This is a genomic window from Apilactobacillus zhangqiuensis (genome assembly GCF_019656215.1).
Lineage (GTDB): Bacteria > Bacillota > Bacilli > Lactobacillales > Lactobacillaceae > Apilactobacillus > Apilactobacillus zhangqiuensis.
The window spans coordinates 205,979-232,046 of record NZ_BPLK01000002.1 but is presented as its reverse complement, the minus strand read 5'-3'; the positions used below and the strand labels follow the sequence as shown (position 1 = coordinate 232,046).

38 protein-coding genes are annotated in these 26,068 nt (G+C 37.6%); 1 reads left to right on the top strand and 37 read right to left on the bottom strand.

Features of this window, described 5'->3' with window-relative positions; all coding sequences use genetic code 11:
• Positions 1-8: 8 nt before the first annotated feature.
• The 8 genes from gatB to K5Q07_RS02420 all read right to left on the bottom strand — a co-directional run bounded on the left by gatB (position 9) and on the right by K5Q07_RS02420 (position 10,004).
• Positions 9-1,430, bottom strand: a complete 1,422-nt coding sequence (gene gatB, locus K5Q07_RS02455; protein WP_220729389.1) for an Asp-tRNA(Asn)/Glu-tRNA(Gln) amidotransferase subunit GatB — start codon at positions 1,428-1,430, stop codon at positions 9-11.
• Entirely contained in the window at positions 1,430-2,890 is a 1,461-nt protein-coding gene (gatA, locus tag K5Q07_RS02450) for an Asp-tRNA(Asn)/Glu-tRNA(Gln) amidotransferase subunit GatA (protein ID WP_220729388.1), read from the bottom strand. The genes gatB and gatA overlap by 1 nt, the downstream gene beginning before the upstream one ends.
• A gap of 6 nt (positions 2,891-2,896) precedes the next feature.
• Positions 2,897-3,202, bottom strand: coding sequence for an Asp-tRNA(Asn)/Glu-tRNA(Gln) amidotransferase subunit GatC (gene gatC / locus K5Q07_RS02445; RefSeq protein WP_034531556.1), 306 nt, complete (start codon positions 3,200-3,202; stop codon positions 2,897-2,899).
• Between the two features lie 63 nt (positions 3,203-3,265).
• The gene (locus K5Q07_RS02440) at positions 3,266-4,363 is read right to left on the bottom strand and encodes a CamS family sex pheromone protein (RefSeq protein WP_220729387.1); all 1,098 of its coding nucleotides are present in this window, start codon (positions 4,361-4,363) and stop codon (positions 3,266-3,268) included.
• 18 nt (positions 4,364-4,381) lie between these two features.
• On the bottom strand, positions 4,382-6,400 hold the full coding sequence (gene ligA / locus K5Q07_RS02435; RefSeq protein ID WP_220729386.1) for an NAD-dependent DNA ligase LigA: 2,019 nt from the start codon (positions 6,398-6,400) through the stop codon (positions 4,382-4,384).
• 11 nt (positions 6,401-6,411) lie between these two features.
• Positions 6,412-8,673 carry a DNA helicase PcrA gene (gene pcrA, locus K5Q07_RS02430; RefSeq protein WP_251067623.1) on the bottom strand — a complete coding sequence of 754 codons (2,262 nt, stop codon included), beginning with the start codon at positions 8,671-8,673 and terminating at the stop codon, positions 6,412-6,414.
• Positions 8,674-8,779: 106 nt separating this feature from the next.
• Complete coding sequence (locus K5Q07_RS02425; protein WP_220729385.1) at positions 8,780-9,355, bottom strand: xanthine phosphoribosyltransferase; 576 nt, start codon at positions 9,353-9,355, stop codon at positions 8,780-8,782.
• The gene (locus tag K5Q07_RS02420; protein ID WP_251067622.1) at positions 9,336-10,004 is read right to left on the bottom strand and encodes a glycoside hydrolase family 73 protein; all 669 of its coding nucleotides are present in this window, start codon (positions 10,002-10,004) and stop codon (positions 9,336-9,338) included. The genes K5Q07_RS02425 and K5Q07_RS02420 overlap by 20 nt, the downstream gene beginning before the upstream one ends.
• A gap of 139 nt (positions 10,005-10,143) precedes the next feature.
• Between K5Q07_RS02420 and K5Q07_RS02415 the strand changes: the two genes are divergently transcribed.
• Positions 10,144-10,422 carry a hypothetical protein gene (locus K5Q07_RS02415; protein ID WP_081006809.1) on the top strand — a complete coding sequence of 93 codons (279 nt, stop codon included), beginning with the start codon at positions 10,144-10,146 and terminating at the stop codon, positions 10,420-10,422.
• A 19-nt stretch (positions 10,423-10,441) separates the two neighbouring features.
• On the opposite strand, the gene K5Q07_RS02410 is transcribed toward K5Q07_RS02415, so the two are convergent.
• From K5Q07_RS02410 to rpsC, 29 genes are all read right to left on the bottom strand, one after another.
• Complete coding sequence (locus K5Q07_RS02410) at positions 10,442-11,038, bottom strand: ECF transporter S component (RefSeq protein WP_220729384.1); 597 nt, start codon at positions 11,036-11,038, stop codon at positions 10,442-10,444.
• 138 nt (positions 11,039-11,176) lie between these two features.
• Complete coding sequence (rpsI, locus tag K5Q07_RS02405) at positions 11,177-11,569, bottom strand: 30S ribosomal protein S9 (RefSeq protein WP_034531546.1); 393 nt, start codon at positions 11,567-11,569, stop codon at positions 11,177-11,179.
• 13 nt (positions 11,570-11,582) lie between these two features.
• Entirely contained in the window at positions 11,583-12,026 is a 444-nt protein-coding gene (rplM, locus tag K5Q07_RS02400) for a 50S ribosomal protein L13 (protein WP_034534424.1), read from the bottom strand.
• Between the two features lie 121 nt (positions 12,027-12,147).
• Entirely contained in the window at positions 12,148-12,948 is an 801-nt protein-coding gene (gene truA, locus K5Q07_RS02395) for a tRNA pseudouridine(38-40) synthase TruA (RefSeq protein WP_251067621.1), read from the bottom strand.
• Positions 12,949-12,957: 9 nt separating this feature from the next.
• Positions 12,958-13,752: an energy-coupling factor transporter transmembrane component T family protein gene (locus K5Q07_RS02390; protein WP_220729383.1), complete on the bottom strand. Its 795-nt coding sequence runs from the start codon at positions 13,750-13,752 to the stop codon at positions 12,958-12,960.
• Positions 13,745-14,620: an energy-coupling factor transporter ATPase gene (locus tag K5Q07_RS02385; protein WP_220729382.1), complete on the bottom strand. Its 876-nt coding sequence runs from the start codon at positions 14,618-14,620 to the stop codon at positions 13,745-13,747. Before K5Q07_RS02385 ends, K5Q07_RS02390 begins: the two co-directional genes overlap by 8 nt.
• A complete protein-coding gene (locus K5Q07_RS02380; protein WP_220729433.1) occupies positions 14,590-15,417 on the bottom strand; it encodes an energy-coupling factor transporter ATPase in 828 nt (275 codons plus the stop codon). Before K5Q07_RS02380 ends, K5Q07_RS02385 begins: the two co-directional genes overlap by 31 nt.
• Before the next feature lie 176 nt (positions 15,418-15,593).
• Entirely contained in the window at positions 15,594-15,977 is a 384-nt protein-coding gene (gene rplQ, locus K5Q07_RS02375; protein ID WP_034531537.1) for a 50S ribosomal protein L17, read from the bottom strand.
• A 21-nt stretch (positions 15,978-15,998) separates the two neighbouring features.
• Positions 15,999-16,949 carry a DNA-directed RNA polymerase subunit alpha gene (locus tag K5Q07_RS02370; RefSeq protein ID WP_034531535.1) on the bottom strand — a complete coding sequence of 317 codons (951 nt, stop codon included), beginning with the start codon at positions 16,947-16,949 and terminating at the stop codon, positions 15,999-16,001.
• Positions 16,950-17,022: 73 nt separating this feature from the next.
• Positions 17,023-17,412 (bottom strand): 30S ribosomal protein S11, encoded by a 390-nt coding sequence (gene rpsK, locus K5Q07_RS02365; RefSeq protein ID WP_034531534.1) that lies wholly within the window; start codon positions 17,410-17,412, stop codon positions 17,023-17,025.
• A 23-nt stretch (positions 17,413-17,435) separates the two neighbouring features.
• Positions 17,436-17,801 carry a 30S ribosomal protein S13 gene (rpsM, locus tag K5Q07_RS02360; protein WP_034531532.1) on the bottom strand — a complete coding sequence of 122 codons (366 nt, stop codon included), beginning with the start codon at positions 17,799-17,801 and terminating at the stop codon, positions 17,436-17,438.
• Positions 17,802-17,828: 27 nt separating this feature from the next.
• Positions 17,829-17,945, bottom strand: coding sequence for a 50S ribosomal protein L36 (rpmJ, locus tag K5Q07_RS02355; RefSeq protein ID WP_034531530.1), 117 nt, complete (start codon positions 17,943-17,945; stop codon positions 17,829-17,831).
• Between the two features lie 33 nt (positions 17,946-17,978).
• The gene (gene infA / locus K5Q07_RS02350) at positions 17,979-18,197 is read right to left on the bottom strand and encodes a translation initiation factor IF-1 (RefSeq protein ID WP_034531529.1); all 219 of its coding nucleotides are present in this window, start codon (positions 18,195-18,197) and stop codon (positions 17,979-17,981) included.
• Between the two features lie 158 nt (positions 18,198-18,355).
• The gene (locus K5Q07_RS02345) at positions 18,356-19,006 is read right to left on the bottom strand and encodes an adenylate kinase (RefSeq protein WP_155443811.1); all 651 of its coding nucleotides are present in this window, start codon (positions 19,004-19,006) and stop codon (positions 18,356-18,358) included.
• Positions 19,007-19,036: 30 nt separating this feature from the next.
• Positions 19,037-20,353 carry a preprotein translocase subunit SecY gene (gene secY / locus K5Q07_RS02340; RefSeq protein WP_220729381.1) on the bottom strand — a complete coding sequence of 439 codons (1,317 nt, stop codon included), beginning with the start codon at positions 20,351-20,353 and terminating at the stop codon, positions 19,037-19,039.
• A complete protein-coding gene (gene rplO, locus K5Q07_RS02335) occupies positions 20,354-20,785 on the bottom strand; it encodes a 50S ribosomal protein L15 (RefSeq protein ID WP_054606794.1) in 432 nt (143 codons plus the stop codon).
• Between the two features lie 25 nt (positions 20,786-20,810).
• Positions 20,811-20,993 (bottom strand): 50S ribosomal protein L30, encoded by a 183-nt coding sequence (gene rpmD, locus K5Q07_RS02330; RefSeq protein ID WP_034531522.1) that lies wholly within the window; start codon positions 20,991-20,993, stop codon positions 20,811-20,813.
• A gap of 14 nt (positions 20,994-21,007) precedes the next feature.
• The gene (rpsE, locus tag K5Q07_RS02325; protein WP_034531520.1) at positions 21,008-21,511 is read right to left on the bottom strand and encodes a 30S ribosomal protein S5; all 504 of its coding nucleotides are present in this window, start codon (positions 21,509-21,511) and stop codon (positions 21,008-21,010) included.
• 20 nt (positions 21,512-21,531) lie between these two features.
• On the bottom strand, positions 21,532-21,888 hold the full coding sequence (gene rplR / locus K5Q07_RS02320) for a 50S ribosomal protein L18 (RefSeq protein WP_080695536.1): 357 nt from the start codon (positions 21,886-21,888) through the stop codon (positions 21,532-21,534).
• Positions 21,889-21,942: 54 nt separating this feature from the next.
• Positions 21,943-22,482, bottom strand: a complete 540-nt coding sequence (gene rplF, locus K5Q07_RS02315) for a 50S ribosomal protein L6 (protein ID WP_220729380.1) — start codon at positions 22,480-22,482, stop codon at positions 21,943-21,945.
• Between the two features lie 31 nt (positions 22,483-22,513).
• Positions 22,514-22,912 carry a 30S ribosomal protein S8 gene (rpsH, locus tag K5Q07_RS02310; protein ID WP_034531516.1) on the bottom strand — a complete coding sequence of 133 codons (399 nt, stop codon included), beginning with the start codon at positions 22,910-22,912 and terminating at the stop codon, positions 22,514-22,516.
• A gap of 33 nt (positions 22,913-22,945) precedes the next feature.
• On the bottom strand, positions 22,946-23,131 hold the full coding sequence (locus K5Q07_RS02305; RefSeq protein ID WP_034531514.1) for a type Z 30S ribosomal protein S14: 186 nt from the start codon (positions 23,129-23,131) through the stop codon (positions 22,946-22,948).
• Positions 23,132-23,149: 18 nt separating this feature from the next.
• The gene (gene rplE, locus K5Q07_RS02300) at positions 23,150-23,692 is read right to left on the bottom strand and encodes a 50S ribosomal protein L5 (RefSeq protein WP_054606796.1); all 543 of its coding nucleotides are present in this window, start codon (positions 23,690-23,692) and stop codon (positions 23,150-23,152) included.
• Positions 23,693-23,720: 28 nt separating this feature from the next.
• On the bottom strand, positions 23,721-24,029 hold the full coding sequence (rplX, locus tag K5Q07_RS02295; protein ID WP_034531511.1) for a 50S ribosomal protein L24: 309 nt from the start codon (positions 24,027-24,029) through the stop codon (positions 23,721-23,723).
• Positions 24,030-24,061: 32 nt separating this feature from the next.
• Complete coding sequence (rplN, locus tag K5Q07_RS02290; protein WP_054450328.1) at positions 24,062-24,430, bottom strand: 50S ribosomal protein L14; 369 nt, start codon at positions 24,428-24,430, stop codon at positions 24,062-24,064.
• A gap of 52 nt (positions 24,431-24,482) precedes the next feature.
• On the bottom strand, positions 24,483-24,743 hold the full coding sequence (gene rpsQ, locus K5Q07_RS02285; RefSeq protein ID WP_054606797.1) for a 30S ribosomal protein S17: 261 nt from the start codon (positions 24,741-24,743) through the stop codon (positions 24,483-24,485).
• Between the two features lie 24 nt (positions 24,744-24,767).
• Positions 24,768-24,962: a 50S ribosomal protein L29 gene (rpmC, locus tag K5Q07_RS02280; RefSeq protein WP_034531506.1), complete on the bottom strand. Its 195-nt coding sequence runs from the start codon at positions 24,960-24,962 to the stop codon at positions 24,768-24,770.
• Entirely contained in the window at positions 24,952-25,386 is a 435-nt protein-coding gene (rplP, locus tag K5Q07_RS02275) for a 50S ribosomal protein L16 (RefSeq protein ID WP_054606798.1), read from the bottom strand. Before rplP ends, rpmC begins: the two co-directional genes overlap by 11 nt.
• A gap of 2 nt (positions 25,387-25,388) precedes the next feature.
• Entirely contained in the window at positions 25,389-26,060 is a 672-nt protein-coding gene (rpsC, locus tag K5Q07_RS02270; protein WP_220729379.1) for a 30S ribosomal protein S3, read from the bottom strand.
• Between the last annotated feature and the right edge of the window lie 8 nt (positions 26,061-26,068).

The following is a 26,068-nucleotide window of genomic DNA, read 5'->3' as shown; positions in this document are numbered from 1 at the left end:
CCTAAAAATTATTTATTAATTGATGCCATTAATAACTTGTTAACAACTTGTGGGTTAGCTTTACCACGAGTTTGTTTCATAATTTGACCAACTAAGAAACCGATAGCACGATCTTTACCATTATGGAAGTCTTCCACAGATTGTGGGTTGTTTGATAGAACTTCATCAATAATTGGTTGTAATTGTGCTGGGTCTGATAGTTGAACCATTCCATTATCTTCAACGAACTTCTTAGGTTCCTTACCTTCAGTAATACCCTTGAAGACCTTCTTAGCCATCTTAGATGAAATAGTGCCATCTTCGATTAACTTAATCATTGTAGCTAAGTATTCCGGTGTGATTTCTGTTTCTGATAAGTCTTTTTGTTCATCATTTAAGTAAGCGTTAACGTTAACTTGTAGGTAGTTTGATGCCATCTTAGGATCCGCACCTAGCTTAATCATGGCGTCGAAGAAGTCAGCCATTTCCTTAGTTTGAGTAAGAACCATTGCATCGTAGTCCTTCAAACCAAAGTCGTTAACGTAACGTTGACGACGACTAGCTGGCATTTCAGGCATATCATCGTTAATTTCGTTAATCCATGCATCTGTGATGTCTAGTGCTGGTAGGTCAGGTTCTGGGAAGTATCTGTAATCATCCGCACCTTCCTTAACACGCATTAGAACAGTCTTACCAGTTGTTTCATCGAAACGTCTAGTTTCTTGTTGAATTTCGCCACCAGCCATGATTACACGTTGTTGACGTTTTTCTTCGTATGCAAGACCTTTTCTTACGTAGTTAAATGAGTTCAAGTTCTTTAATTCGACCTTAGTACCGAATTCTTTTTGACCGTATGGGCGGATTGAAACGTTAACGTCCACACGCATTGAACCTTCTTCCATCTTAACGTCAGAAATTCCTGTAAATAGGATTCTTTCACGTAAAGCTTCAAGGTAAGCATATGCTTCATCAGGTGAAGCGATATCTGGTTTTGAAACAATTTCGATAAGTGGAGTACCTTGACGGTTCAAATCAACGTAAGAGAACTTGTTTCCGTGGGTATTCTTACCGGCATCTTCTTCAATGTGCATTTCTTCAATACCGATTTTCTTCTTCTTACCGTCTACTTCAATTTCAATCCAACCATCATGCGCATCAGGAGTATCCTTTTGTGTGATTTGGTAAGCTTTTGGATTATCTGGGTAGAAGTAGTTCTTACGATCAAAGTGAGGGTGTTTTTCAACTTCAGCATGTAGTGCTAAAGCAGCCATAATACCAGACTTAACAACACCTTTGTTGGTTGATGGTAATACCCCTGGGTATCCCCAATCAATTACGTTGGTATTTAAGTTAGGGTCAACCCCGTATTGTACGGGAGATGGACTGAAAATCTTAGAGTTAGTCTTTAATTCAACGTGGACTTCTAGTCCAATTGTAGTTTCAAAGTTCATTATTGTGCTCCCCCCATCTTTGGATCTTGCTTATGGAAATCAGTGTTTTGTTCGAAAGCGTAAGCAGCTTGGTATAGAGTTGATTCATCAAATGGCTTACCAATTAATTGCATACCAATTGGTAGTCCGTTTGAGAAGCCTGCAGGAACTGACATTCCTGGAAGACCTGCCATGTTAATAGGAATGGTTAAAACATCATTCATGTACATAGTGATTGGGTCTTTTTCATCTTTCAAGCTGAAAGCTGGAGTAGGAGCTGTTGGAGTTAGGATTACATCGTAATCTTGGAAAACCTTCTTGAAGTCGTCAATTATTAAGGTACGAACTTCAGCAGCCTTCTTGAAGTAAGCATCAAAGAAACCAGCTGATAGTGAGTAAGTACCAACCATGATACGACGTTTAACTTCGTCACCAAAACCTTGTGAACGACTCTTAACGTATAGTTCTTCTAGGTTCTTAGCATCTTGAGCTCTGTAACCGTAACGAATACCATCGAAACGTTGTAAGTTTGATGATGCTTCTGAAGGAGCAATGATGTAGTAAGCTGCTACACCGTACTTACTGTTTGGAAGAGATACTTCTTCAACAGTGGCACCTAATTCACGGTACTTGTCAGCAGCGGTTAAAATAGCATCTTGAACATCCTTATCAACACCTTCACCTAAGTATTCCTTAGGTAAAGCAATCTTCATACCTTTAACACCCTTATCGATGTTTGCTGTAAAGTCAGGAACTTCCTTATTTGAACTTGTCATATCATGTTCATCTTTACCGGCAATGGCATTTAGAACAACGGCGTTATCCTTAACAGTTCTAGTCAATGGACCAATTTGGTCTAAACTTGATGAGAATGCGATTAATCCCCATCTAGATACACGACCGTATGTTGGTTTCATACCAACAACACCGTTAAATGATGCTGGTTGTCTGATTGAACCACCGGTATCTGAACCAAGTGATACTAAGACATCCCCTGCAGCAACTGCGGCAGCGGCACCACCTGATGATCCACCAGGAACCTTATCTAAGTCCCATGGGTTCTTAGTCTTACCGTGGAATGAAGTTTCTGTTGAACTACCCATGGCAAATTCATCCATGTTGGTCTTACCAATGTTGATAGTGCCTGCTTCTTTCATCTTAGTAACGGCGGTACCATCAATAATTGGTTTAAAGTTTGATAACATCTTTGAACCTGCAGATGTTAATACACCCTTAGTTAACATGTTATCCTTCATAGCAACTGGAATACCTGATAATACGTTATCTGGGTCAATTCCAGCCTTATCAATTTCTTGGGCTTGCTTAATTGCATTTTCTTCATCAAAAACGACGAAAGCGTTAATATCTTCATCGTTCTTCTTAGCATTTTCAATAGTTTGTCTTGTTAATTCTTCGGCGGTAATATCACCATTAACTAGGCTTTCGTGAATGCTAAAAATATCTTTTCCTAAATAGTCCATCTTTCACTAGTCCCCGCTTTCATCAATGATTGTAGGTGTTCTAATTAATCCGTCGGAAACATCCGGTGCATTATCTAATAAAGCATCCCTTTGTCCCCAATTATCAGCAACATCTTCTCTCATAACGTTAATTTGATCTGTAACACTAAATGTTGGTTCGACATTGCTAGTATCTACATCATTTAAGGAATCAAAAATTCCCATGATACTACCTAATTGGTCAGTAAAGTATGGTAGTTGTTCATCGGTTAGTTCTAGCTTTGCCAATGAAGCAACGTGACTTACTGTCTCTTTACTAATTTTTTCAGACATCGTTGTTCCCTCTTTCTTATATATATTTGATAATAATGCTATCAATATTTTAACACATTCACATTAGTAACTGGTAAAAACGTGAGTATAGAAATTCTTTGATCCAGTTTTTCTTGATAAGAAACTTTGAATCCCCTCTGAAGAACTAACTTGGATATCAATTGGAATACTGTTTGGTAAGTATTTCTTAGCTGTTGCAGCTACATATTGAGTGAAACTAATAATTTCACTTTGTCCATAGAATTGAGTGGTGATGTTAACGTGTAAACCACGTAGGCTACCATCAACATAATGTGCTTGAGCTGTAACACCACTTAGGTTAGGGAAGAACTTTTGTACTTGGTTCTTGAAGTTTTCAAAAGCATCTTCATCGTTACTATTGACTTCACTGGTTGAACTATCTGGTAGAACATAGTTCTTAATGTCTAGTGATTTCCAGTTATCAACACTGGTTGAACCAGAGTCATTTACTGAGTAAGCGAAGAAGTTACCACCAACTAAACTATCGTTAGATGCTTGTTTATACAAAGCAATCACGATTGGAATATTCTTTAGGTCCTTCTTTTGTCTTAAACGTTGTAATACCTTGTTAGCAATTTCTTTACCTTGTTTTTCAATGTCACTATCGTTTAATTTCTTTTGGTAAACGGCACCATAAGCTTCCTTACGGTAGTAGTAAACGGAGTTGATTCCTAGACCAACAGTCATTCCCTTAATTTTTAGAGAACCATGACTTTGTTCCATAAAATCTTGTTCATCCATTTGTTGTAAGTATAGTGGCTCCTTGGTGTCACTACCTTCTGGGTTTAATCCTTCCGGATTCTTTTTGCTCTTACGATCTAACCAATTTTCAGCAGTACTAGTGTCAATATATTGGCCTTCTTGTAGGATATATGTATCTGTTGGGAATTGATCCTTTGAGATACTTAGTAATCCATTTTCAAAACCCTTTAGGTTTAATTGGTTGTCATTTTGTTGAACAGAAACCCCTCTGGATTTACTTGTTAGGTAGTGACCGTTCTTAATTACACCTTGATAATAATTGCTATTAGTTTGAGAAATAACTTGAGTACCAGATGAACTGCTATTATCGCTACTTCCACAAGCTGCTAACACTAATGCACTTAGTAGTGCTACAAATAAAACATTTAATTTTTTCAATTTGCTTTCCTCCACAAATTACTTAGTTTCATTAACTACAGCAATAAAATCTTGTTCGGTCCATACATCTACGCCGAGGCTTTGGGCCTTTGTTAACTTACTTCCGGCATCTTCACCGGCGATTAAAACGTCGGTCTTCTTAGAAACACTTCCAGTAACTTTAGCACCGTGGTTTTCCAACCATTCACTAGCCTTGGGACGAGTCCATTCTGAAAGTTTTCCTGTTAATACCATTGTCTTGCCAGCAACTGGTGAGTCAGAAGTATCAATATCAGCTTGGGTAGCGCCTAGATATTGCATGTTAACACCGACTGACTTGAATTCATCAATTAGCTTTTGTGCTTCGGGATTTTCGAAGTAAGTCACAATGCTGTCAGCGATTGTTTGGCCCATTCCGTTAATCTCAGCAATGTCTTCAGCACTCGCTTGCATTAAACTATCCATGTCGCCAAAGTGTTCAGAGATGATTCTGGCAGCTTTAGCACCGACATGTCTAATTCCTAAACCAAATAGTAAACGTTCTACAGAATTGCTACGGCTATTATCAATTGCCGATAACAAGTTGGTTGCAGATTTACTACCAAACTTGTCTAAAGTTTCAAGCTCTTCTTGAGTTAATTTATACAAGCTGGCGGAATCGTCTAACATGTGACGATCGAATAGTTGTTGAACAATTCTTGGTCCCAATCCATCAATGTTCATCGCATTTCTAGAAGCAAAGTGATTAATTTGTTCACTTAACTGAGCAGGACATTTGGGATTAATACATCTCAAAGCAACTTCTTCATCTAAATGAACGAGTTTGTCACCACATGATGGACAAGTGGTTGGAATGACGTATTCCACACTGTCAGTTGGACGCTTACTTGGGATATATTCAGAAATTTCTGGAATGATATCTCCGGCCTTGTGCAACTTCACAGTGTCGCCAATGCGGACACCCTTTTCTTCTAGATAATCGGGGTTGTGCAATGATGCCTTAGATACCTTAGTACCTGCCAATTTAACCTCATTCATAATGGCTGTTGGTGTAACAACACCGGTTCTACCAACAGTCCATTCAATATCTAGTAGTTTAGTTTCAACTTCTTCTGGTGGGAACTTGTAGGCAATTGCCCACTTTGGAACCTTCACAGTCGTTCCGATTTGTTCTTGTAAGGATAAATCATTTTCCTTAATAACAATTCCATCAATACCATAGCTTAGTTCGTCACGACGTTGTGTGTAATATTGTATATATTCATGCACATCATCCATGTTCTTAATCACACGGTATGTGGGATTAATGGTAAAACCTAATTCCTTAAGTTCTTCCAGCAATCCCGCTTGGGTATTAGTTTGTAAATCATCATAGTTAGCAACGTTGTACATAAAGGTGCTTAGCTTACGATTAGCGGTAACCTTAGAGTCTAGTTGTCTTAGACTTCCAGCAGCGGCATTACGTGGATTGGCAAACACAGATTCACCATCTTTTTCACGTTGTTCGTTTAACTTCACAAAAGATGATTTAGGCATGTAGCATTCACCACGAACCTCAATATCAATTGGACGAGTTAACTTTTGTGGGATTGATTCAATCGTCTTTAGGTTATTGGTGATGTCTTCACCAATTGTTCCGTTTCCACGAGTTGATCCTTGAACTAAAATTCCGTTTTCGTAGCGAAGTGAAATTGCTAAACCATCGATTTTTAACTCACAGTTATACTCAGTGACTTCTGGATAGTTCTTATCCAATCGGTCGATGAAGTCCTTTAATTCTTCTTCAGAGAAGACATCCCCCAAAGAAAGCATTGGTATTTCATGATTGACCTTATTGAAACCAGGCAAAGTTTGCCCCCCAACGTTTTGGGTTGGTGAATCACTAGCAATTAAATCAGGATAGCTAGCTTCGATTTCTTGAAGTCGACGGTAGTTCATGTCGTAAACATAATCTTCTACGCTTGGACTATCTTCTTGATAGTATTGACGACTCCATTGTTTTAATTGGTCTTTTAATTGGTTGTATTCAGTTTGAATATCGTTATTTTGATCAGTCAATTAGCTCACCTCTATTGAACTTTTTGAATTGGTGCGAATGCAGCTAATAGTCTCTTTAATCCCTTGTCTGGGAATGCGATATCTAATTCCATATCTTCACCAGTACCATTAACTTTCACAACTGTACCTGTACCCCAGGCTTTGTGTTCAACCTTGTCACCAACAGTCCATGCCTTCTTGTCAGCACCAGTACCTTCAGGCTTTTGTACCCTCTTAGCTGGTTGCTTGTAAGCACGTTGTTGAGCAAAGCGAGCATTACGTTGGCTTCTATTGGAATCAAATGGAGTCTTTACAGTACTGCTTTGTGCAAAGTTATTTTCAGATTCAATTAATTCTGGTGAAATTTCGTTTACAAAACGAGATTCAGGATTGGTTTGACGACGACCATATAACATTCTTGAAAATGCGTTGGTTAAGAATAGTTTTTCTTGCGCACGAGTGATTCCTACGTAAGCTAATCGACGTTCTTCTTCTAGTTCCTTTTCATTTTCCATTGAACGCCCTAGTGGGAAGATTCCTTCTTCCATTCCCATTAAGAATACGACTGGGAATTCTAGACCCTTGGCAGCATGAAGTGTCATTAGGGTAACTTGTGGAGAGTTTTCTTCAACGTCGTCTTGTGCGGAAACTAGGGCTAAATCAGCTAAGAAGTCAGTTAATGGTTCGTTACCATCTTCGTTGTCTTCTTCGCTTCTGTTAGTGTCGAATTGTTGAGTTACTGAAATAAATTCTTCAATATTTTCAATTCGTGCCTTGTTTTCAAGAGAATTGGTCTTTTTCAATTCAGCTAAGTAACCAGTGTCATCCAATACGTGTTGTGCAACATCAGTTACGCTTCCTTCTTTGGCAACCTTTTGAATCTTAGTCATCACATTGGCAAAGTCGGCAATTGAGTTTCTAGCACGACTTGAAAGTGTGTTGTTTAATTCAACATTCTTGGCAGCTTCTAGCATTGACCAACCATTTTCGCCAGCGAAAACTCTTAGTTTATCAACACTTGAAGCACCGATTCCACGCTTTGGTTCATTGATGATACGTTCTAAACTCATTGAATCACTTGGGTTAGCGACTAATGTTAGATAAGCCAAGATGTCTTGGATTTCTTTTCTGTCGTAGAACTTGTGTCCACCAACAATGTTGTATGGAATGTTTGACTTTAGAAGTGTTTCTTCAATGATACGTGATTGAGCGTTGGTACGGTATAGGATGGCAAAATCATTGTATGAGTAATGCTTTTCATCCATAATCTTTTGAATTTGGGTAACTGCGAAACGCGCTTCATCAATTTCGCTTTGGCCACGGTAGTATGAAACCTTGTCCCCTTCTTTGTTTTCAGTCCAAAGATTCTTAGCTTTTCTAGCTACGTTGTTTTGAATAACGTCGTTAGCAGCACTTAGGATATTCTTAGTTGAACGGTAGTTTTGTTCAAGTAATGTTGTGTGAGCCTCGTTGTAGTCATCTTGGAAGTTCAAGATGTTGTTCATGTTAGCACCACGCCAACCGTAAATACTTTGATCTGAATCACCAACCACACAAATGTTTCTATACTTCTTGGCAAGCATAGTAACTAGCTTGTATTGGGCTTCGTTGGTATCTTGGTATTCGTCAACGTGGATGTATTGGAATTTGTTTTGGTAGTATTCCAATGTTTCTTTATCGGATTCAAACAATTGGATAGTTAACATGATTAAGTCATCAAAATCCAATGCTTGGTTTCCGTGAAGACGCTTTTGGTATTCGTCATAAACTTTTGATACAGTTTCTTCAAATGGACTGTTGTGGTCGATTGATTCGCTGTATTGAATTGGGTCTAATAAATCGTTTTTAGCGTTTGAAATAGCTGAAAGAATTGCTCTTGGGTCGTTCTTCTTAGGATCAATATCAAAGTCCTTTAAAATTCTCTTTACCAAAGTTCTTTGTTCACTACTACCGGCAATGGTAAATGCACGGTTAAATCCAATCTTATCAATATGTCTTCTTAAAATTCTGACACATAGAGCATGGAAAGTAGAAATCCATACGTCGTTTCCACCGTAATCTAGTAGGTTAGAAACACGTTCCTTCATTTCACGAGCTGCTTTGTTAGTAAAAGTGATTGCTAGGATGTTCCATGGCAATACGTTCTTTTCTTCAATTAAGTAAGCAATGCGATGGGTTAAGACACGGGTCTTACCACTACCTGCACCGGCCATTATCAATAGAGGACCTTCGGTACATAATACTGCTTCTTTTTGTTTATCATTCATTCCTGAAATTAAATCGTTTACTGGCACAAAAAACACAATCCTCTCAAATTTATATATAGTTTAATTATATCATAGCTGTGCATATTTTCATTTAGCACCAAATAAAAAAGTCGGCAAATTATGCCGACTCTTTTTAATCTTCTACAAAAGTGACTTTGTCGTTATCTAATGATTTAATTCTCGCAAGTGATTCTAGATGAATCCCTGTCTTTTCAATCAAATCATGCCCCTTTTGGTATGATTTTTCAATTACGATACCAATTCCATCAACTGATACGTTAGCTTGCTTAGCAACGTCCAATAATCCTTGAACGGCTTGGCCATTAGCTAAGAAATCATCAATGATTAATAAATGGTCATTTGGTTGAATAAATCTTTTATCGATACTAATTTGGTTACTTGTTTGTTTAGTGTATGAATATACCTCACTAGTATATACGTCATCTGTTAGTGTTAGACTTTTATGTTTTCTAGCAAATACAACTGGTACATCCATGTATAATCCAGCCATTACTGCAGGAGCAATTCCGGAAGATTCAACAGTTACGATTCTGGTAATATTATCATCCTTAAATAGTCTGGCGAACTCCTTACCCATTTCAGCCATCAATTTAGGATCAACCTGATGGTTTAGAAATGCATCTACTTTTAATACATCCCCTGGTAGTACACGTCCGACTTCTTTAATTTTATCTTCCAGTAGTTTCATTTGATGTTCCTCCTGTAGTGGTTGTTTGTTTATCATATTGATATAACTTGTATTTACGGATGATTTCAATAATCTTATTGCGATAAGTTGGATCAGTCGCATATCCGTCAACTTGTAGTCCCTTGGCAGCAGCAACGTAATTATCTGAGTCAATTACATCCTTATACTGATTTGGGTTCCAATCAGTCCCATTTACGAGCAATAACGCGTGGCTTTCAACAGATTCAGCCCAATTACTATATACTCTAAAACGACCAGTAATGGTGATAAATTGGCCATTTACAAACTCTTGGGTAGAAAGATTCACAGATGGTTGGTTTCCAGACGCTTTAACACCGTACAAGTTATTATATTGAGTAGATAATTGACTAGTTCCCCAGTTAGATTCAAGAATCGCTTGGGCCAAACTGATACTAACCAGGATGTTGTAACGTCTTTGTACGTCATTTGCCGCAGGTAATAATGAGTTGATGAACTTACGATGCTTCTTTAACACGTTCTGTTGTGTATAGGAGTCATACGTGTAAATTCGATCAAATATCTTCATTCCCCCTGCGAATAACAGCACTCCAACGATCAAAATAAAAATAAGACATCCAAAGTTAGATGTTTTCTTCTTTCTTCTTTTTCGATATCTTCTTTTACTCACAGAATCTCTCCTTATATTATTTAATATTCTAAACTATTTGCTAAAAAAAAGAAAATCAAATTTTAACGTAAATATTGTTTAATTGACAAATGACTCATTTTTCTGTAATTTTAAGGTATAAGTTAGGAGATGTATGCTTTTGGTAAAAGATAAATTAACAAGCAATGACAAGTCACCATTTGATGTAGGTGACCAAGTTTCATTCATGCTAGAAAAGAAGAAATTCCAAGGAATCATTGAAAAAGGATACAACAACTCATACATGATTGGTTTTCAAACTACCGATCCTGCATTAGAGGATAAATACCACGGAAAGATTGTTATTAACAACAAGAACATTACCATGGTAAAAGAAGGACCTCACAACTCAAAGGGTAAAAACCAAGACAGTGAAGCCACTGAAGATGAAGAAAAATAATAAAAAAGCACTGATGATATTATTCATCAGTGCTTTTTCTTATCTTTAATAATGGTGAACCTATTACTGGTACTAATGTGGCTGATAGAAATGCTTCAACTAAACCGTTAGTTGCGGCTACAAATAATAAGTATGGTAGTAGTTGATCAACGTTAATGTGGTAAATGTTAAATGCATCCCCACGATAAAATGCATAAACCAAACCTAATAACACAACGGTATTCACCAGCGAACTAACAAAGCCAGTTATTGACATATACATACGATATGGCTTATTGGGTTTGTATAGACGTTTAAAAATAAGTCCAGCAACTAAACCAACTAGAATTCTAGGTAGGATTGATACTAGTGGGTTTGTAAATACATAAATTGCCAATGGACTGGTTGGCCACCAAAAAGCGCGAACAAATGTGATTAATCCCCAAATACCACCGATGATTGACCCATCCTTAGTTCCTAAGATAATCGCTGCTAATGCAACAGTGATTGGAATAATTGTAACGCTAAGTGGTCCGATTGGAATATTTCCTAATCCAGGAATACTGGTTTGTACGATAATTATTGCGATAAACACGGATAAGATGTTCATCCTATAAGCCTTATTTCTAATGATCATCATCTCCTCTTTGAAATTTTACTTTCATATAAAACAACATTGAATATTAAACACTATTTTAATTAATAAGTCCACTTATGTATAAAAAAAGAACTTCCACACGGGAAGTTCTTTTGAAAACAGAAAGATAAGTGTATCTTAACGTTTTGAGAATTGACCAGCTTTACGAGCTTTCTTAAGACCTGGTTTCTTACGTTCTTTCATACGAGCGTCACGAGTTAATAAACCGGCACTCTTTAATGAAGCACGGAAGTCAGGATCTACTTCTAGCAATGCACGAGCGATTCCGTGACGAGCTGCACCAGCTTGTCCTGAGAAACCACCACCGTTAACATTGATTAAAGCATCGTAGTTACCTGATGTTTCAGTAACATTGAATGGTTGCATTACCACTGCTCTTAAGTTAGGGAATGGAATGTAATCTTCAATATCCTTTTTGTTCATAACAACTTTACCAGTACCGGGTACTAAAATTACTCGGGCTACTGAGTCTTTACGACGGCCTGTGCCGCGATATTGTACTTGAGCCAATTAAGTTTCCTCCTTAAATTAGGTTATTAATGTCTAATACTTCAGGGTTTTGTGCTTGGTGAGCATGGTTAGCATCAGCGTATACGTGTAAGTGTAGTAATTGCTTGTGAGCTAATGTACCACTTGGTAGCATACCTTTAACTGATGTTTCTACTAACTTGTCTGGAGTATCATTTAACATTTGACCAGCAGTTTTTTGTTTTAGACCACCTAAATAACCTGTGTGGTGGGAGTATAGCTTATCGCTAGCTTTACGACCTGTTAATGCAACTTTTGAAGCATTAATAACAATAACGTTATCGCCAGTATCTACATGAGGTGTAAATGTTGGCTTGTTTTTTCCTCGTAAAATAGAAGCAACGACAGTTGATAGACGACCTAAACTGATATCAGTTGCGTCAATGATGTACCACTTGCGTTCTACTTCACCTGGTTTTGCCATATATGTTGTACGCACTTTAATCTTCCTCCATGTTTCTGTGTTTGTTCGACACCAATATAAGTTTCCGGGGCTTATTGTGGGGCAAACAATACCATGCTTTATACTACAATTTTTTAATTATAAAGTCAACCTAAAATCATCTTTGATGATGAGGTAGTTTTGTAGGATGAGCAGGATCATCTCCTTCATAGTATACATGTTTTAAGTATAGTCCGCTAGCGGGAACCGTTCTTCTTGCTTGAGTTCGATCCTTAACTTTGTATAGTCTTAAAATATCATGTACATCCCTTGAGCCTGAACCAATTTCAACTAAAACCCCTACCATGATTCTTACCATGTTATATAGGAATCCATTACCGTAAAATTCGAAAATCAATTCATTTTCTTTTTCATCGATTCGACATTTTGCTTCGTAGATAGTTCTAACGTTGGTTCTAGCTGAAGAACCTGATGCTACAAAACTTGTGAAGTCATGTTCACCAATTAGGTCCTTTAGTGCAATGTTAATCTTTTCAATATCAACAGGAAAACGCCATTGAGCTGTATATCTACGTTTGAACGGATTACGGAATTCACCCATATCCATTCGGTACATATATCTCTTCCCTGATACATCGTATCTAGCGTGAAAGTCATTTGGAACTTTTTCTACCTTTTTGATTTGAACATCCAAAGGTAGCATGCTATTTAACGCCTTTAGCATGTTTTCTTCAGGTAGGTCGTATGGAAAGTCAAAATGAGCGACCTGCCCTAATGCGTGAACCCCTGCATCTGTTCTCCCTGAACCATAAACAGTAATTGCTGGATCCGGATTTTTGGCCATCTTATTAACAATCTTGGTCAAGATTCCTTCGATGGTTCTTTTCTTTGGCTGACGTTGAAAACCATAAAAGTCGGTCCCGTCATAAGCCATCGTGATTTTATAACGATATGACATTTCTATTATCTAACTCCTATATATAAATATAACTATCGCCATGACTAAAATTAATAGCATGCATACAAAATCATTTGTTTTCCATTTAAATGTATGGAAGTGAGATCGTTGTTTGTTAGTCTGATATCCCCTTGCTTCCATCGCGATACTTAAATCATCAGCATGTTTAAATGCACTCACAAACAAAGGTATCAATAATGGGACAAACGCTTTAACCCGTTTGATTACCCCCCCATCACCGAAGTCGACACCACGAGAACGTTGGGCATCCATGATTAGTTTGGTTTCATCCGTTAATGTTGGAACAAATCTCAATGAAATTGAAATCATCAAAGAGAAAGTTTCAACTGGAAACTTAAACTTCTTTAGTGGCTTCAATAACGCACTAATACCATGTGATATTTCCAATGGTGATGTTGTTAGTGTCAACACTGTCGACATTGCGATAATTAACATGAAACGAATTGTTAATACGATTGCGTTTAAAATTCCGTAACTAGTTAATCTTACAATCCCCCATGAAAAGTACACATGACCACCTGATCCAAAGAATACCTGAATCATGACAGTAAAGATAATTACCCATAGCATAGGCATTAATCCCTTGATAAAGTATCCAAAAGAACATCTTGAAAGCAAGACGAATAACAATACTGTCGCTGCCATCACGGCGTATGTAATTAAGTTGTTGGCAAAGAAAACCACGATGATATAGGCAAATGCAATTAACATCTTGGCAGCTGGATTTAATTTATGAATCAGTGAGTTACCAGGAAGGTATCTTCCAAATATAAAGTTATTCATCCTTATCTTCATTCCTTAATTTATTAATGATGCCGTTAATTAATTCGTCCGCGTCTAAAGATAATTTATCTAGTTTTACACCTTTATCAGCCAAATCCTTGGTAATCTTAACAGTCTCAGGCACTTGTAAATCATACTTATTCAAGAACTCAACATCCGTGAATAGTTCGTCGGGGTAACACTTTTTGACAACTTTGCCCCCACTCATCACAACCACTCGATCAGAATATTTAGCAACGTCATCCATTTGATGACTGACTAAAACGATTGTCATGTTTTCTTCTCGGTTAAGTCTTCTGATTAAATCCAAAATGTATTGTTGACCTTCTAAGTCTAAGCCAGCAGTTGGTTCATCCAATACTAAAATTTCCGGCTTCATTGCTAGCACGCCAGCAATCGCTACCCTTCTCTTTTGACCACCTGATAAATCAAATGGTGACTTTTTCAATAAGTCGTAATCTAACTGAACCAAGTCGGCTGCGTGCATCACAGTATCGTTTAGTTTATCTCCGGTAACACCAAAGTTACTTGGACCGAATGCAATGTCTTCTTCAACCGTTTCAGCAAACAATTGTTGTTCTGGAAACTGGAAAACCATTCCAATCTTTTGACGTAATGGCTTTAAGTGTTTGTTATTTGTTCGATTTGTAATTTCCTTATCACCAACTGTGACACTACCACTAGTTGGTTTAAGTAAAGCGTTAATATGTTTAATCAGAGTGGATTTTCCACTACCGGTCTTACCGATAATTGAAACAAAAGAGCCACTCTTAATTTTTAATGAGACATCCTCTAGAGCATGAAATTCTAATGGCGTGTTTTCTTGATATACGTGGCTTACATTTTTGAATAGTATTGCGTTATCCATTCTACAATCTCCTCGTCATTCAAATAGTCATCAGAAATATCAAAGCCCTCTTCTTTTAATCTCAAACGGAGTTGTTCTGAGAAAGGTAGCTTCAAACCATATTCCTCGACATTGTCTAACTTCGTAAATAGTTTTTGTGGTGTTGTGTCTAATACCATCTTTCCATCACGAATTAGAACAGTACGATCTGATTTTTCAATTTCATTAATATCGTGTGAAATCGATAATACAGTTAAATTATACTTTGTTCTAACCTTATTAATCAAATTTGTAATTAAGTATTTTGCTTTTGGATCTAACATACTGGTAGCTTCATCCAAAATAATAATCTTTGGATTAATTGCTAAGATACCTGCAATAGCAACACGTTGCTTTTGCCCACCAGATAATCTGGTTGGGTCCTTCTTAGCATAATCCAACATATCAACATCGGTTAGTGCTTTTTCAACAGCAGTTTTCATTTCCACTTGTGGCATGTTTCTATTTTCCAAACCAAACGCGATATCGTCTTCAACAGTCGATGCCACAAACTGGTTGTTAGGATCTTGGAAAACGATTCCAATTCTATCTCTTATGTCATTAACAGTATCTTCGTTCAATTCCATTCCATCAACTTTGATACTGCCACTTTGGGCTTTTAATAAACCATCTAGTAAGCTAATTAGTGTTGATTTACCACTACCATTTTTTCCAATAATGGATACCCATTCACCTTCATTAATATCAAAGGATAAATCATTTACAGCAAAGTTGGTTGAATCAGTATATTTAAATTTTAGGTTTGATACATTGATAATCTTACTAGACACTTCATTCACCCCGTTTAAAAATATGTATAAAAAAATCACTAATAGGCTATTGATGCGAAGCAAAGCTCCATTCAAGCTAGACTTGGGGCTTGCCCATCATCATAACGCTTTATATCAATAGCCCTAGTGATTTGTTGTTACTATTTAATTAAGTTTACGATTAATTAATCAACTAATTGTAAAATAACCATTGATGCACCGTCACCACGACGAGGCATAGTCTTTAGAATACGAGTGTAACCACCGTTACGTTCTGCATACTTAGGAGCAATTTCATCAAATAGCTTTTGTAATGCAGTAGTAACAGTTACGTCATCACCATCTTCTTTAGCATCAGCAACTACGTTTTGTAGGAATGCTGCAGCTTGACGACGAGCATGAAGATCTCCACGCTTACCAAGAGTAATCATCTTTTCAGCAGTTGAGCGTACTTCTTTAGCACGAGCTTCAGTGGTCTTAATTTCACCGTTTACTAACAAGTCAGTAGTTAGGTTACGTAGTAATGAACGACGGTGTGCACTAGTACGTTGTAATTTACGGTAACTCATAAATGGATATCCTCCTTTATACTAATCTTCTTTACGCAATGACAATCCAAGGGCTTCTAACTTATTCTTTACTTCAACAAGTGACTTACGTCCTAAGTTACGAACCTTCATCATGTCTGCTTCGCTTTTGTTGGTTAATTCTTGAACAGTGTTGATTCCTGCACGCTTCAAACAGTTGTATGAACGAACTGATAAGTCCAATTCTTCAATTGTCATTTCAAGCATCTTTTCTTTGTGTGTTTCTTCCTTTTCAACCATAACTTCAGTGTTTTTGGCTTCATCGGTAAGATCAACAAACATAGCAAGATGGTCATTTAGAATCTTAGCTGCTAAACTAATTGCTTCACTAGGAGTGATGGAACCATCAGTCCAAACGTCAAGAGTTAGCTTATCAAAGTCAGATCTTTGACCAACACGTGCGTTTTCAACTTGATAATTAACACGTTCGATTGGGGTATAAATGGAATCAACTGGTAAGACACCGATTGGCATTCCATCATTACGAGCCTTATTCTCATCAGCAGAAACATATCCGCGACCCTTGTTTGCAGTCATTCTCATATGGAATGTAGAACCTTCAGCAACTGTAGCGATGTGTAGGTCTGGATTTAAGACAGTTACATCACCATCAGCCTGAATGTCTCCAGCAGTTACTTGAGCTGGACCTGTAACATTGATTTCCATTTCTTTGTCTTCGCCATCTTCGGCATCCAACTTCAATGAAATCTTCTTAACATTTAAAATAATTTGAGTTACGTCTTCTACAACACCAGGTACTGTAGAAAATTCATGTAAAACATCATCAATTTGAATGCTAGTTACGGCTGCACCAGGTAAAGATGAAAGTAAAATTCTACGCAACGAGTTTCCAAGAGTTGTTCCGTATCCACGTTCTAGTGGTTCAACAACAACTTCTCCATAATTATCAGTTTCATCAATCTTATGAATATTAGGTTTTTCAAATTCAATCATTCTTATCTTCTACCCCTTTCAAAACGCTCTGAGTTAAATATTAATTAGTCCATCATACAGAGATGAGAATAAATTAAACTCTACGACGCTTTGGAGGACGAGATCCATTATGTGGAACTGGAGTAACATCACGAATAGCAGCAACTTCTAAACCAGTTGATTGAAGTGCACGGATAGCTGATTCACGACCTGAACCAGGACCTTTAACAGCAACTTCAACAGTCTTCATACCATGTTCCATAGCTGTCTTAGCAGCGGCTTCTGAAGCCATTTGTGCAGCAAATGGAGTTGATTTACGACTTCCACGGAATCCTAAAGCACCAGCAGATGACCAAGCAATTGCATTACCTTGCATGTCGGTAATCATAACTAATGTGTTATTAAAAGTAGAGTGAATGTGAGCAACACCAGATTCGATGTTCTTCTTTACTCTACGCTTACGAGAACCTTTCTTTTGAACCATGATTTACTAACCTCCTTTATTTATTATTTTTTCTTACCAGCAATAGTTACTTTTTTACCCTTACGAGTACGGGCGTTGTTCTTTGTGTGTTGACCTCTAACAGGTAAACCACGACGGTGACGCATTCCACGGTAAGAACCAATTTCTTGAAGCTTCTTGATATTCATTCTTACTTCACGACGTAAGTCACCTTCAATTTTGTAATTGTCAACAACTTCACGGATTTTATCTTCTTGGTCTGGAGTTAGATCACGAACACGAACATCTTCTGAAACGCCAGCCTTTGAAAGGATTTCAGCAGCTCTGCTTTGACCAATTCCAAAGATGCTAGTTAGACCAATAACGATACGCTTATCACGTGGTAAATCAATTCCGGCGATACGAGCCATTCAAACACACCTCCTGTTTATATAAAATTACTTACCTTGTCTTTGTTTATGTTTTGGATTTGAGCAAATGACCATAACACGGCCTTTTCTCTTAATTACTTTACAATTTTCACACATTGGTTTTACTGATGGACGAACCTTCATTATATAACCCTCCTATACTTCAAGACAGTATCCTTACTTATAACGGTAAGTAATACGTCCCTTGCTTAAATCATATGGTGACATTTCAACTGTGACACGATCACCAGGTAAGATACGAATGTAGTGCATTCTAATCTTACCGGAAACGTGAGCTAAAATTTCGTGACCATTTTCTAGTTCAACACGAAACATAGCATTTGGTAAGGTTTCACTAACCTTACCTTCAATTTCAATAACATTATCTTTAGACAAAGAATTTTCCTCCTCGAAAAATACGATTACTACATAAAGTTAGCCAAATGCCAAGATATTATCGACAAAGACCGCCATGTAGCTAATCGCAAATACACATGGGTTAGTTTATCACACAAACATACTTCCAGCAACAATGCTAGCCGCAGAAGCAATTACTAGAATTGCTTAAGTATTTTGTCAATGTCTTTAGTAACATCATCAATATCTTGACCACCATCAACAGTGAATAATAAGTTACGTTCTTTGTAAAAATCAATTAATGGTGTATTCATCTTGATGTTTACGTCTAAACGGTTCTTAACTGTTTCAGGCTTGTCATCACTACGTTGATAAAATTCATGGCCACCACAAATATCACAAGTATTTTCAACTTTTGGCATTTTGTATAGCTTGTGGTAAGTGGCACCACAGTTCTTACAAATAAATCTACCAGAAAGTCGATCAACAAGAACTTTAGGGTCAACGTCAATATTTATAACAGCATCCAATGGACGATCAAGTTCTTTACAAATTTCTTGCAAAGCATTTGCTTGATCGATAGTTCTAGGAAAGCCGTCTAACATATATCCTTTTTTAGTATCATCTTGTGCAAGACGATCTTTAACAATTCCACATGTTACATCATCAGGAACCAAGTTCCCTTTGTCAATATATTGTTTTGCCTTTAATCCCATTTCAGTTTGGTCTTTTATAGCGGCACGAAAGATATCTCCAGTAGAGATATGTGGAATACCATAATTTTCAATAATGGATTCAGCTTGTGTACCTTTACCAGCTCCAGGAAGCCCCATTAAGATTAAGTTCATTGACATATTTAATTACCTCCATTCACACTTTTATAAATCATTTGGACGAGGTGATTGAATGAATCCTACATATTCTTGTTTCATCATTAAACCACGAATTTGTCTAATTGTTTCGATGGCAACACCAACAACAATTAGTAAACTAGTACCACCTAAACCGATGGATTCGTCTAGGCTCCAAACGTTTTGTGCAATTAAAGGAATTAAAGCAACAATTCCTAGGAATAGGGCTCCAACTACGCTAAGTCTCATTAAGACTTTTGATACGTAAGTTTGAGTTCCATTTCCTGGCCAAACACCTGGAATATAGCTTCCTTGTTTTTGTAAGTTTTCTGAAAGTTTTTCAGGGTTAACTTGAACAAAAGCATAAAAGAATGTAAAGACAACAATTAATACAGTGTATAAGGTAGCACCTGAAAGAGTTTGCATATTAAATACGTTACTCAATACTTGGTACCAACCATCTCCAGAATGTTTACCTGCAAAGAAAAGCAAGATTGCTTGTGGTGTTGAGATAAACGAACTGGCGAAGATAACAGGGATAACACCGGCAACGTTAACCTTTAAAGGTAGGTAACTATTGTCACCCGCGCCTGTTTCTCTTCTAGTATATTGAATTGGAATCCTACGTTCAGCTTGTTGGAACCAGGTAACAAAAGTAACAATTATTAGAACTACAACGAATAGCGCAACTAAGAATAAGATAGAAGGCCATAATTGTGAAGAAGTATCTCCAACGATGTATTCCTTATATAATTGTTGAACTCCTGTTGGAATTCTTGCGATGATACCGGCGAAGATGATCATTGAAACACCTTGACCAATACCACGATCAGTAATCATGTCACCCATCCAAGTTGTTAACATTGAACCACCGGTTAAAATCAAACCGATACTCAAATAAGTAGCAGGACCAGGATTTTGAACAAGGTTCAAACTGCTTAAAGTGTTAAATCCGGCTGTAATTCCAATAGACTGCACGAAAGCAAGAAATACTGTAAGTATTCTAGTAACTTGGTTCAACTTACGTCTACCCACGTCACCTTGTTTGCTCCATTCAACAAAACGAGGAACGATGTCCATTTGTAATAGTTGAACTATGATTTGCGCAGTAATATATGGTGAAACACCCATAGCAAATAGTGAATAGTTAGTTAATCCACCACCACTAAAGGTGTTTAAAATGCTAACCAAGCCAGATGAAGCAACGCTTTGGAGTGCTTTAGCATTTATACCAGGAACTGTAATATAAGCACCTAATCTAAAAACAATCAATACTCCCAAAGTAAACATGATTTTATTTCTAATATCTTTTACCTTAAAAGCGTTTTTCAAGGCTGATAGCATTTAGATCACCTCGATCTTACCGCCAGCATTTTCGATAGCTGATTTAGCAGCATCAGAAAATTTGTTAGCCTTAACAGTTAGCTTCTTGTTAAGTTCACCGTTACCTAGAATCTTAATTCCGTCCTTGGCACTCTTAACGATACCAGCTTCCATTAAAGTTTCTGGTGTAACTTCAACACCGTCGTCAAATTGATCTAAAGTAGATAAGTTAACGATAGCGTATTCCTTACGGTTAATGTTAGTGAAACCACGCTTAGGAATTCTACGGTAGAAAGGCATTTGGCCCCCTTCGAATCCAACACGTGTCTTACTACGAGCCTTTTGACCCTTTTGTCCACGACCAGAAGTCTTACCTTTACTTCCTAATCCACGACCTAGACGTTGTCTTGATGAACGTGAACCTTCGGAAGCTTTTAATTCATGTAATTTCATTTGAAGTGCACCTCCTTGTTATTTATTACTTAACTTGTTCAACTTTAACTAAGTGTGCGATATGGAACAATGCTCCACGAGTTGCTTCGTTGTCAGGTTTAACAACAGTACTGTTAATACGACCTAAACCTAGCGCCTTAACAATTTTACGTTGTTTGGGGAGACGGTGTTCTGCACTGTGAGTTAAAGTAATCTTTAATTGAGCCATCTTCTAACCCCTCCTTATTCTGCTAAATGTTGAGCAGAAACGCCACGTAAAGTAGCAACTTTTTCTGCACTCTTCAATGCTTTTAGTCCTTCAAAAGTAGCACGAATAGCATTGATTGGAGTATCTGAACCTAAACGCTTACTTGTAACATCGTCAATACCAGCTAATTCCATAACTGAACGAACGGCACCACCAGCGGCAACACCAGAACCTTCTTCAGCAGGTTTTAACATGATCTTACCACCACCATAAGTACCGATAATTTCATGAGGAATAGTAGTACCAACCTTAGGAACACTAATTAAGTTCTTACGACCATCTTCAACAGCCTTACGGATAGCATCTGGAACTTCTTGAGCTTTACCAGTACCGAATCCGACGTGACCATTTCTATCACCAACAACAACTAAAGCAGCAAAACGTAGACGACGTCCACCTTTAACAACCTTAGTAATACGGTTGATTGATACGACAGTATCTTCAAGTTCTAATTTATTTGGATCAATAAATTCAGCCATTGCGGTTATTCCTCCTTTTATTAAAATTCTAGTCCGTTTTCACGCGCAGCTTCAGCAAGAGCTTGTACACGTCCATGGTATAAGTAACCACCACGGTCGAAAACAACATTTTTAACATTTTTTTCAACGGCACGTTTGGCAACTAAAGCACCAACAGATGATGCTTGTTCAGTCTTGTTTGAACCGTTAACTTCTTTGTCTAGAGTTGAGGCACTAGCAAGCGTAACACCCGCTACGTCATCAATAACTTGAGCGTAGATGTTTTTGTTAGAACGGTAAACGTTCAAACGTGGGCACACAGCAGTACCAGAGATTTTGTTACGGACACGCAAGTGACGACGTTGACGTGTCTTGTTTTTATCTGGTTTATTAATCAAAATAGTCACCTCTTAAATATTAATTAAAATAGTTAAGCAATGAGATCTACCTCATTACTTACCTGTCTTACCTTCCTTACGACGTACAACTTCGTTTTCGTAACGAATACCTTTACCCTTGTAAGGTTCAGGTGAACGAACAGCACGAACACGAGCTGCAAAGTCACCAACGTGTTCTTTGTTGATACCGCTGACAGTAATAGTTAAACTATCTGGAGTTTCAACCTTAAGATCATCATTGATTTCAATTTCAACAGGGTTGGAGTAACCAACGTTTAATTCTAAGACAGAACCCTTAGCTTGAGCACGGTAACCAACACCGACTAGCTTAAGTGTCTTAGTAAAACCATTTGATACACCTTCAACCATGTTATTTAAGTTAGCACGCATAGTACCGTGCATTGCACGGGTCTTGTTATCGTATCTAACTGCTGGTTCAAAAGTTACAACGTTATCATTAACGTTCATCTTGATAATTGGTGAGAATTCACGAGTTAGTGAACCCATAGCACCTTTAACAGTTACGTTGTTACCTTCAGTTGATAATTCAACATCTTCAGGTAAAACAATCTTTCTGTAACCAATACGACTCATTTCATTACACCTCCAATTCAAGCAAAAAGTATTACCAAATGTATGCTAATACTTCTCCACCAATTTTTTTAGCACGAGCTTCTTTATCAGTGATAACACCTTCAGAAGTTGAGATAATTGCAATACCTAAACCATTTAATACCTTAGGAATTGAATCAGATTTTACGTATGAACGTAGACCTGGTTTTGAAATACGTTTCAAACCAGTGATAACACGTTCATTGTTCTTACCATATTTTAGGAATACGCGGATAACGCCTTGTTTGTCGTCTTCAACGTATTCAACATCACGTACGAAACCTTCACGTTTTAAGATTTCAGCAATGTTGTTTTTGATTTTTGAAGCTGGAACTTCAACTGAATCGTGACGAGCCATGTTGGCGTTACGAATTCTAGTTAATAAGTCAGCGATTGGATCTGTCATGGACATTAACGTAGACCTCCTATCTAATTATAGTTAATTTTACCAACTTGCCTTCTTCATACCAGGGATTTGGCCTTTGTGCGCAAGATCTCTGATGCATAGACGGCATAAATGAAACTTCTTGTAAACTGAATGAGGTCTACCACAGCGTTCGCAACGAGTGTAATTTCTTGTTGAGAATTTAGCAGGACGTTCACTTTTTACAACTAATGCTTTTCTAGCCATATTATTTATACCCTCCTATTATTTTGCAAATGGCATACCGAATTGAGTTAACAATTCTTTGGATTCTTCGTCAGTGTTAGCAGTTGTAACAATAACGATGTCTAATCCACGTACACGGTTAACGTTATCGTAGTTAATTTCTGGGAAAATTAATTGTTCACGAATACCTAGAGTGTAGTTACCACGACCGTCGAATGAACGGTTGTTAACACCATGGAAATCACGAACACGTGGTAATGAAACGTTAACTAACTTGTCTAAGAAGTCATACATACGTTCACCACGTAGAGTAACTTTGGCACCAATTGACATACCTTCACGTAAACGGAAGCCGGCGATTGATTTCTTAGCCTTAGTTACTAGAGGTTTTTGACCAGAAATTAGAGTTAATTCTGAAACAGCTTCGTCTAAGTTCTTAGCGTTAGTAACAGCGTCACCAACACCCATGTTTAGAACGATCTTTTCAATTTTTGGAGCTTGCATAACTGAAGAGTAGTTAAACTTTTCAACTAATGCTTTTGTAATTTCATTTTTGTACTTATCTTGTAAACGGTTTGACATGGAAAGGTATCCTCCTTTCAATTAAATTTTAATCGATTGATTTGTTTGATTTTTTAGAAATACGAACTTTCTTACCATTTTCAATTTTGAATCCAACCTTAGTTGGTTCGTTAGTTGATGGGTCAATTAACATAACGTTTGAAACATGAATTGGAGCTTCAACTTCATTAATGCCACCTTGTGGGTTAGCTTGTGAAGCTTTTTGATGTTTCTTAACAATGTTAATGCCTTCAACGATTACGCGATCTTTTGAAGCGATAGTCTTGGTAACAGTACCTTCTTTACCTTTATCCTTACCACTAATAACGCGAACTTTGTCACCGGTTTTAATAAACATTTCTTGGCACCTCCTTGGTTGACATTGATTAATTAAAGTACTTCAGGGGCTAGAGAAACGATTTTCATGAATTCGTTGTCACGTAGTTCACGTGCAACTGGTCCGAAAATACGAGTTCCCTTTGGACTTTTATCATCTTGAACAAGTACGGCAGCATTTTCATCGAAACGGATGTATGAACCATCTGCACGACGTGATACTGACTTAGTTCTTACGATTACAGCCTTAACAACGTCACCCTTTTTGACAACGCCACCTGGTGTTGCTTGTTTAACAGTAGCAACAACGATATCACCGATACCTGCATATCTTCTGCTTGATCCACCTAAAACTTTAATAGTTAAAAGTTCACGAGCACCTGAGTTATCAGCAACTTTCAAACGACTTTCTTGTTGAATCATTAGCTAATACCCTCCTTCCGGTATTTACTCAGAATACGATAAAATTCTTATGTTAGATAATAACAGCTTTTTTAACGATATTAACTAGACGGAAATTCTTAGTAGCTGATAGCTTACGTGTTTCCATAATTTCTACAACATCGCCTAACTTAGCTTCATTGTTTTCATCATGAGCTTTGTACTTCTTTGAGTACTTAACACGTTTTCCGTAAGTAGGATGTGTTTTGTAAGTTTCAACAACAACAGTAATGGTTTTGTCCATCTTGTCTGAAACAACACGGCCTCTGTAGACCTTACGCATATTACGTTCCATATTACATTGACCTCCTATCGTATTCTATTTGTTTAGTTCTTGTTGACGCAAAGCAGTTTTGATACGTGCAATGTTCTTACGAACTTGCTTCAATCTTGCAGTGTTTTCCAATTGACCAGTAGCTAATTGAAAACGAAGGTTGAATAGTTCTTCTTTATAGCTTTGTTCTTTTTCATGCATTTGAGCAGTGGTTAGTTCATTAATTTCTTTAGCCTTCATTTGATTCGCCACCTACTTCCTCACGTTTAATAATCTTTGTTCGAACAGGAAGTTTAGCTGAAGCTAAACGTAAAGCTTCTAGAGCAACTTCTTCAGAAACTCCACCAACTTCGAATAGGACTTTTCCACGTTTAACTGGAGCAACCCATCCTGCTGGAGAACCTTTACCATTACCCATACGAACCCCTACACCTTTTTCAGTGTAAGACTTGTGAGGGAAAATCTTAATCCAAACTTTCCCACCACGCTTCATATATCTTGTCATAGCAATACGACAAGCTTCGATTTGACGGTTAGTGATCCAATGTGAATCGATTGATTGTAAACCAAATTCACCGAATGAAACAGTGTTTCCACCCTTTGAATGACCACGTAACTTACCACGGTGTTCACGACGGAACTTAACACGTTTTGGTACTAGCATGTTTATTTCCCTCCTTTATCGTTTTCTTGAACATCTTTAGCTGCTTGTGGTAAAACTTCACCACGGTAGATCCAAGTTTTTACACCAATTGATCCGTAAGTAGTGTGAGCTTCTTCCCAAGCATAATCGATGTCTGCTCTTAGTGTATGCAATGGAACAGTTCCTTCAGCGTATGCTTCCACACGTGACATATCTGCACCATTTAGACGACCAGAAACTTGAGTTTTGATACCCTTAGCACCGGCACGACGACAACGTTGCATTGATTGACGCATTGCACGACGGAATGCTACACGGCCTTCCAATTGACGAGCAATGTTTTCACTAACAAGTTTTGCATCTAAATCAGGTTTCTTGATTTCGATGATGTTAATGTGAACTCTCTTACCTGTTAAATTGTTTAATTCTTTACGAAGATTTTCGACTTCTGATCCGCCTTTACCGATAACCATACCTGGTTTAGCAGTGTGAATTGATACGTTAACACGCTTTGCAGCACGTTCGATAACAACTCTTGATACGGAAGCGTCAGCGAGTCTCTTACTAATGTATTCACGGATTTTTAGGTCTTCGTTAAGATCGTTAGCAAAGTCAGCTTTTTCAGCGTACCATTTTGCGTCCCAATCGCGAATAACTCCGACACGTAATCCAGTAGGATTTACTTTTTGACCCACGGCTAATC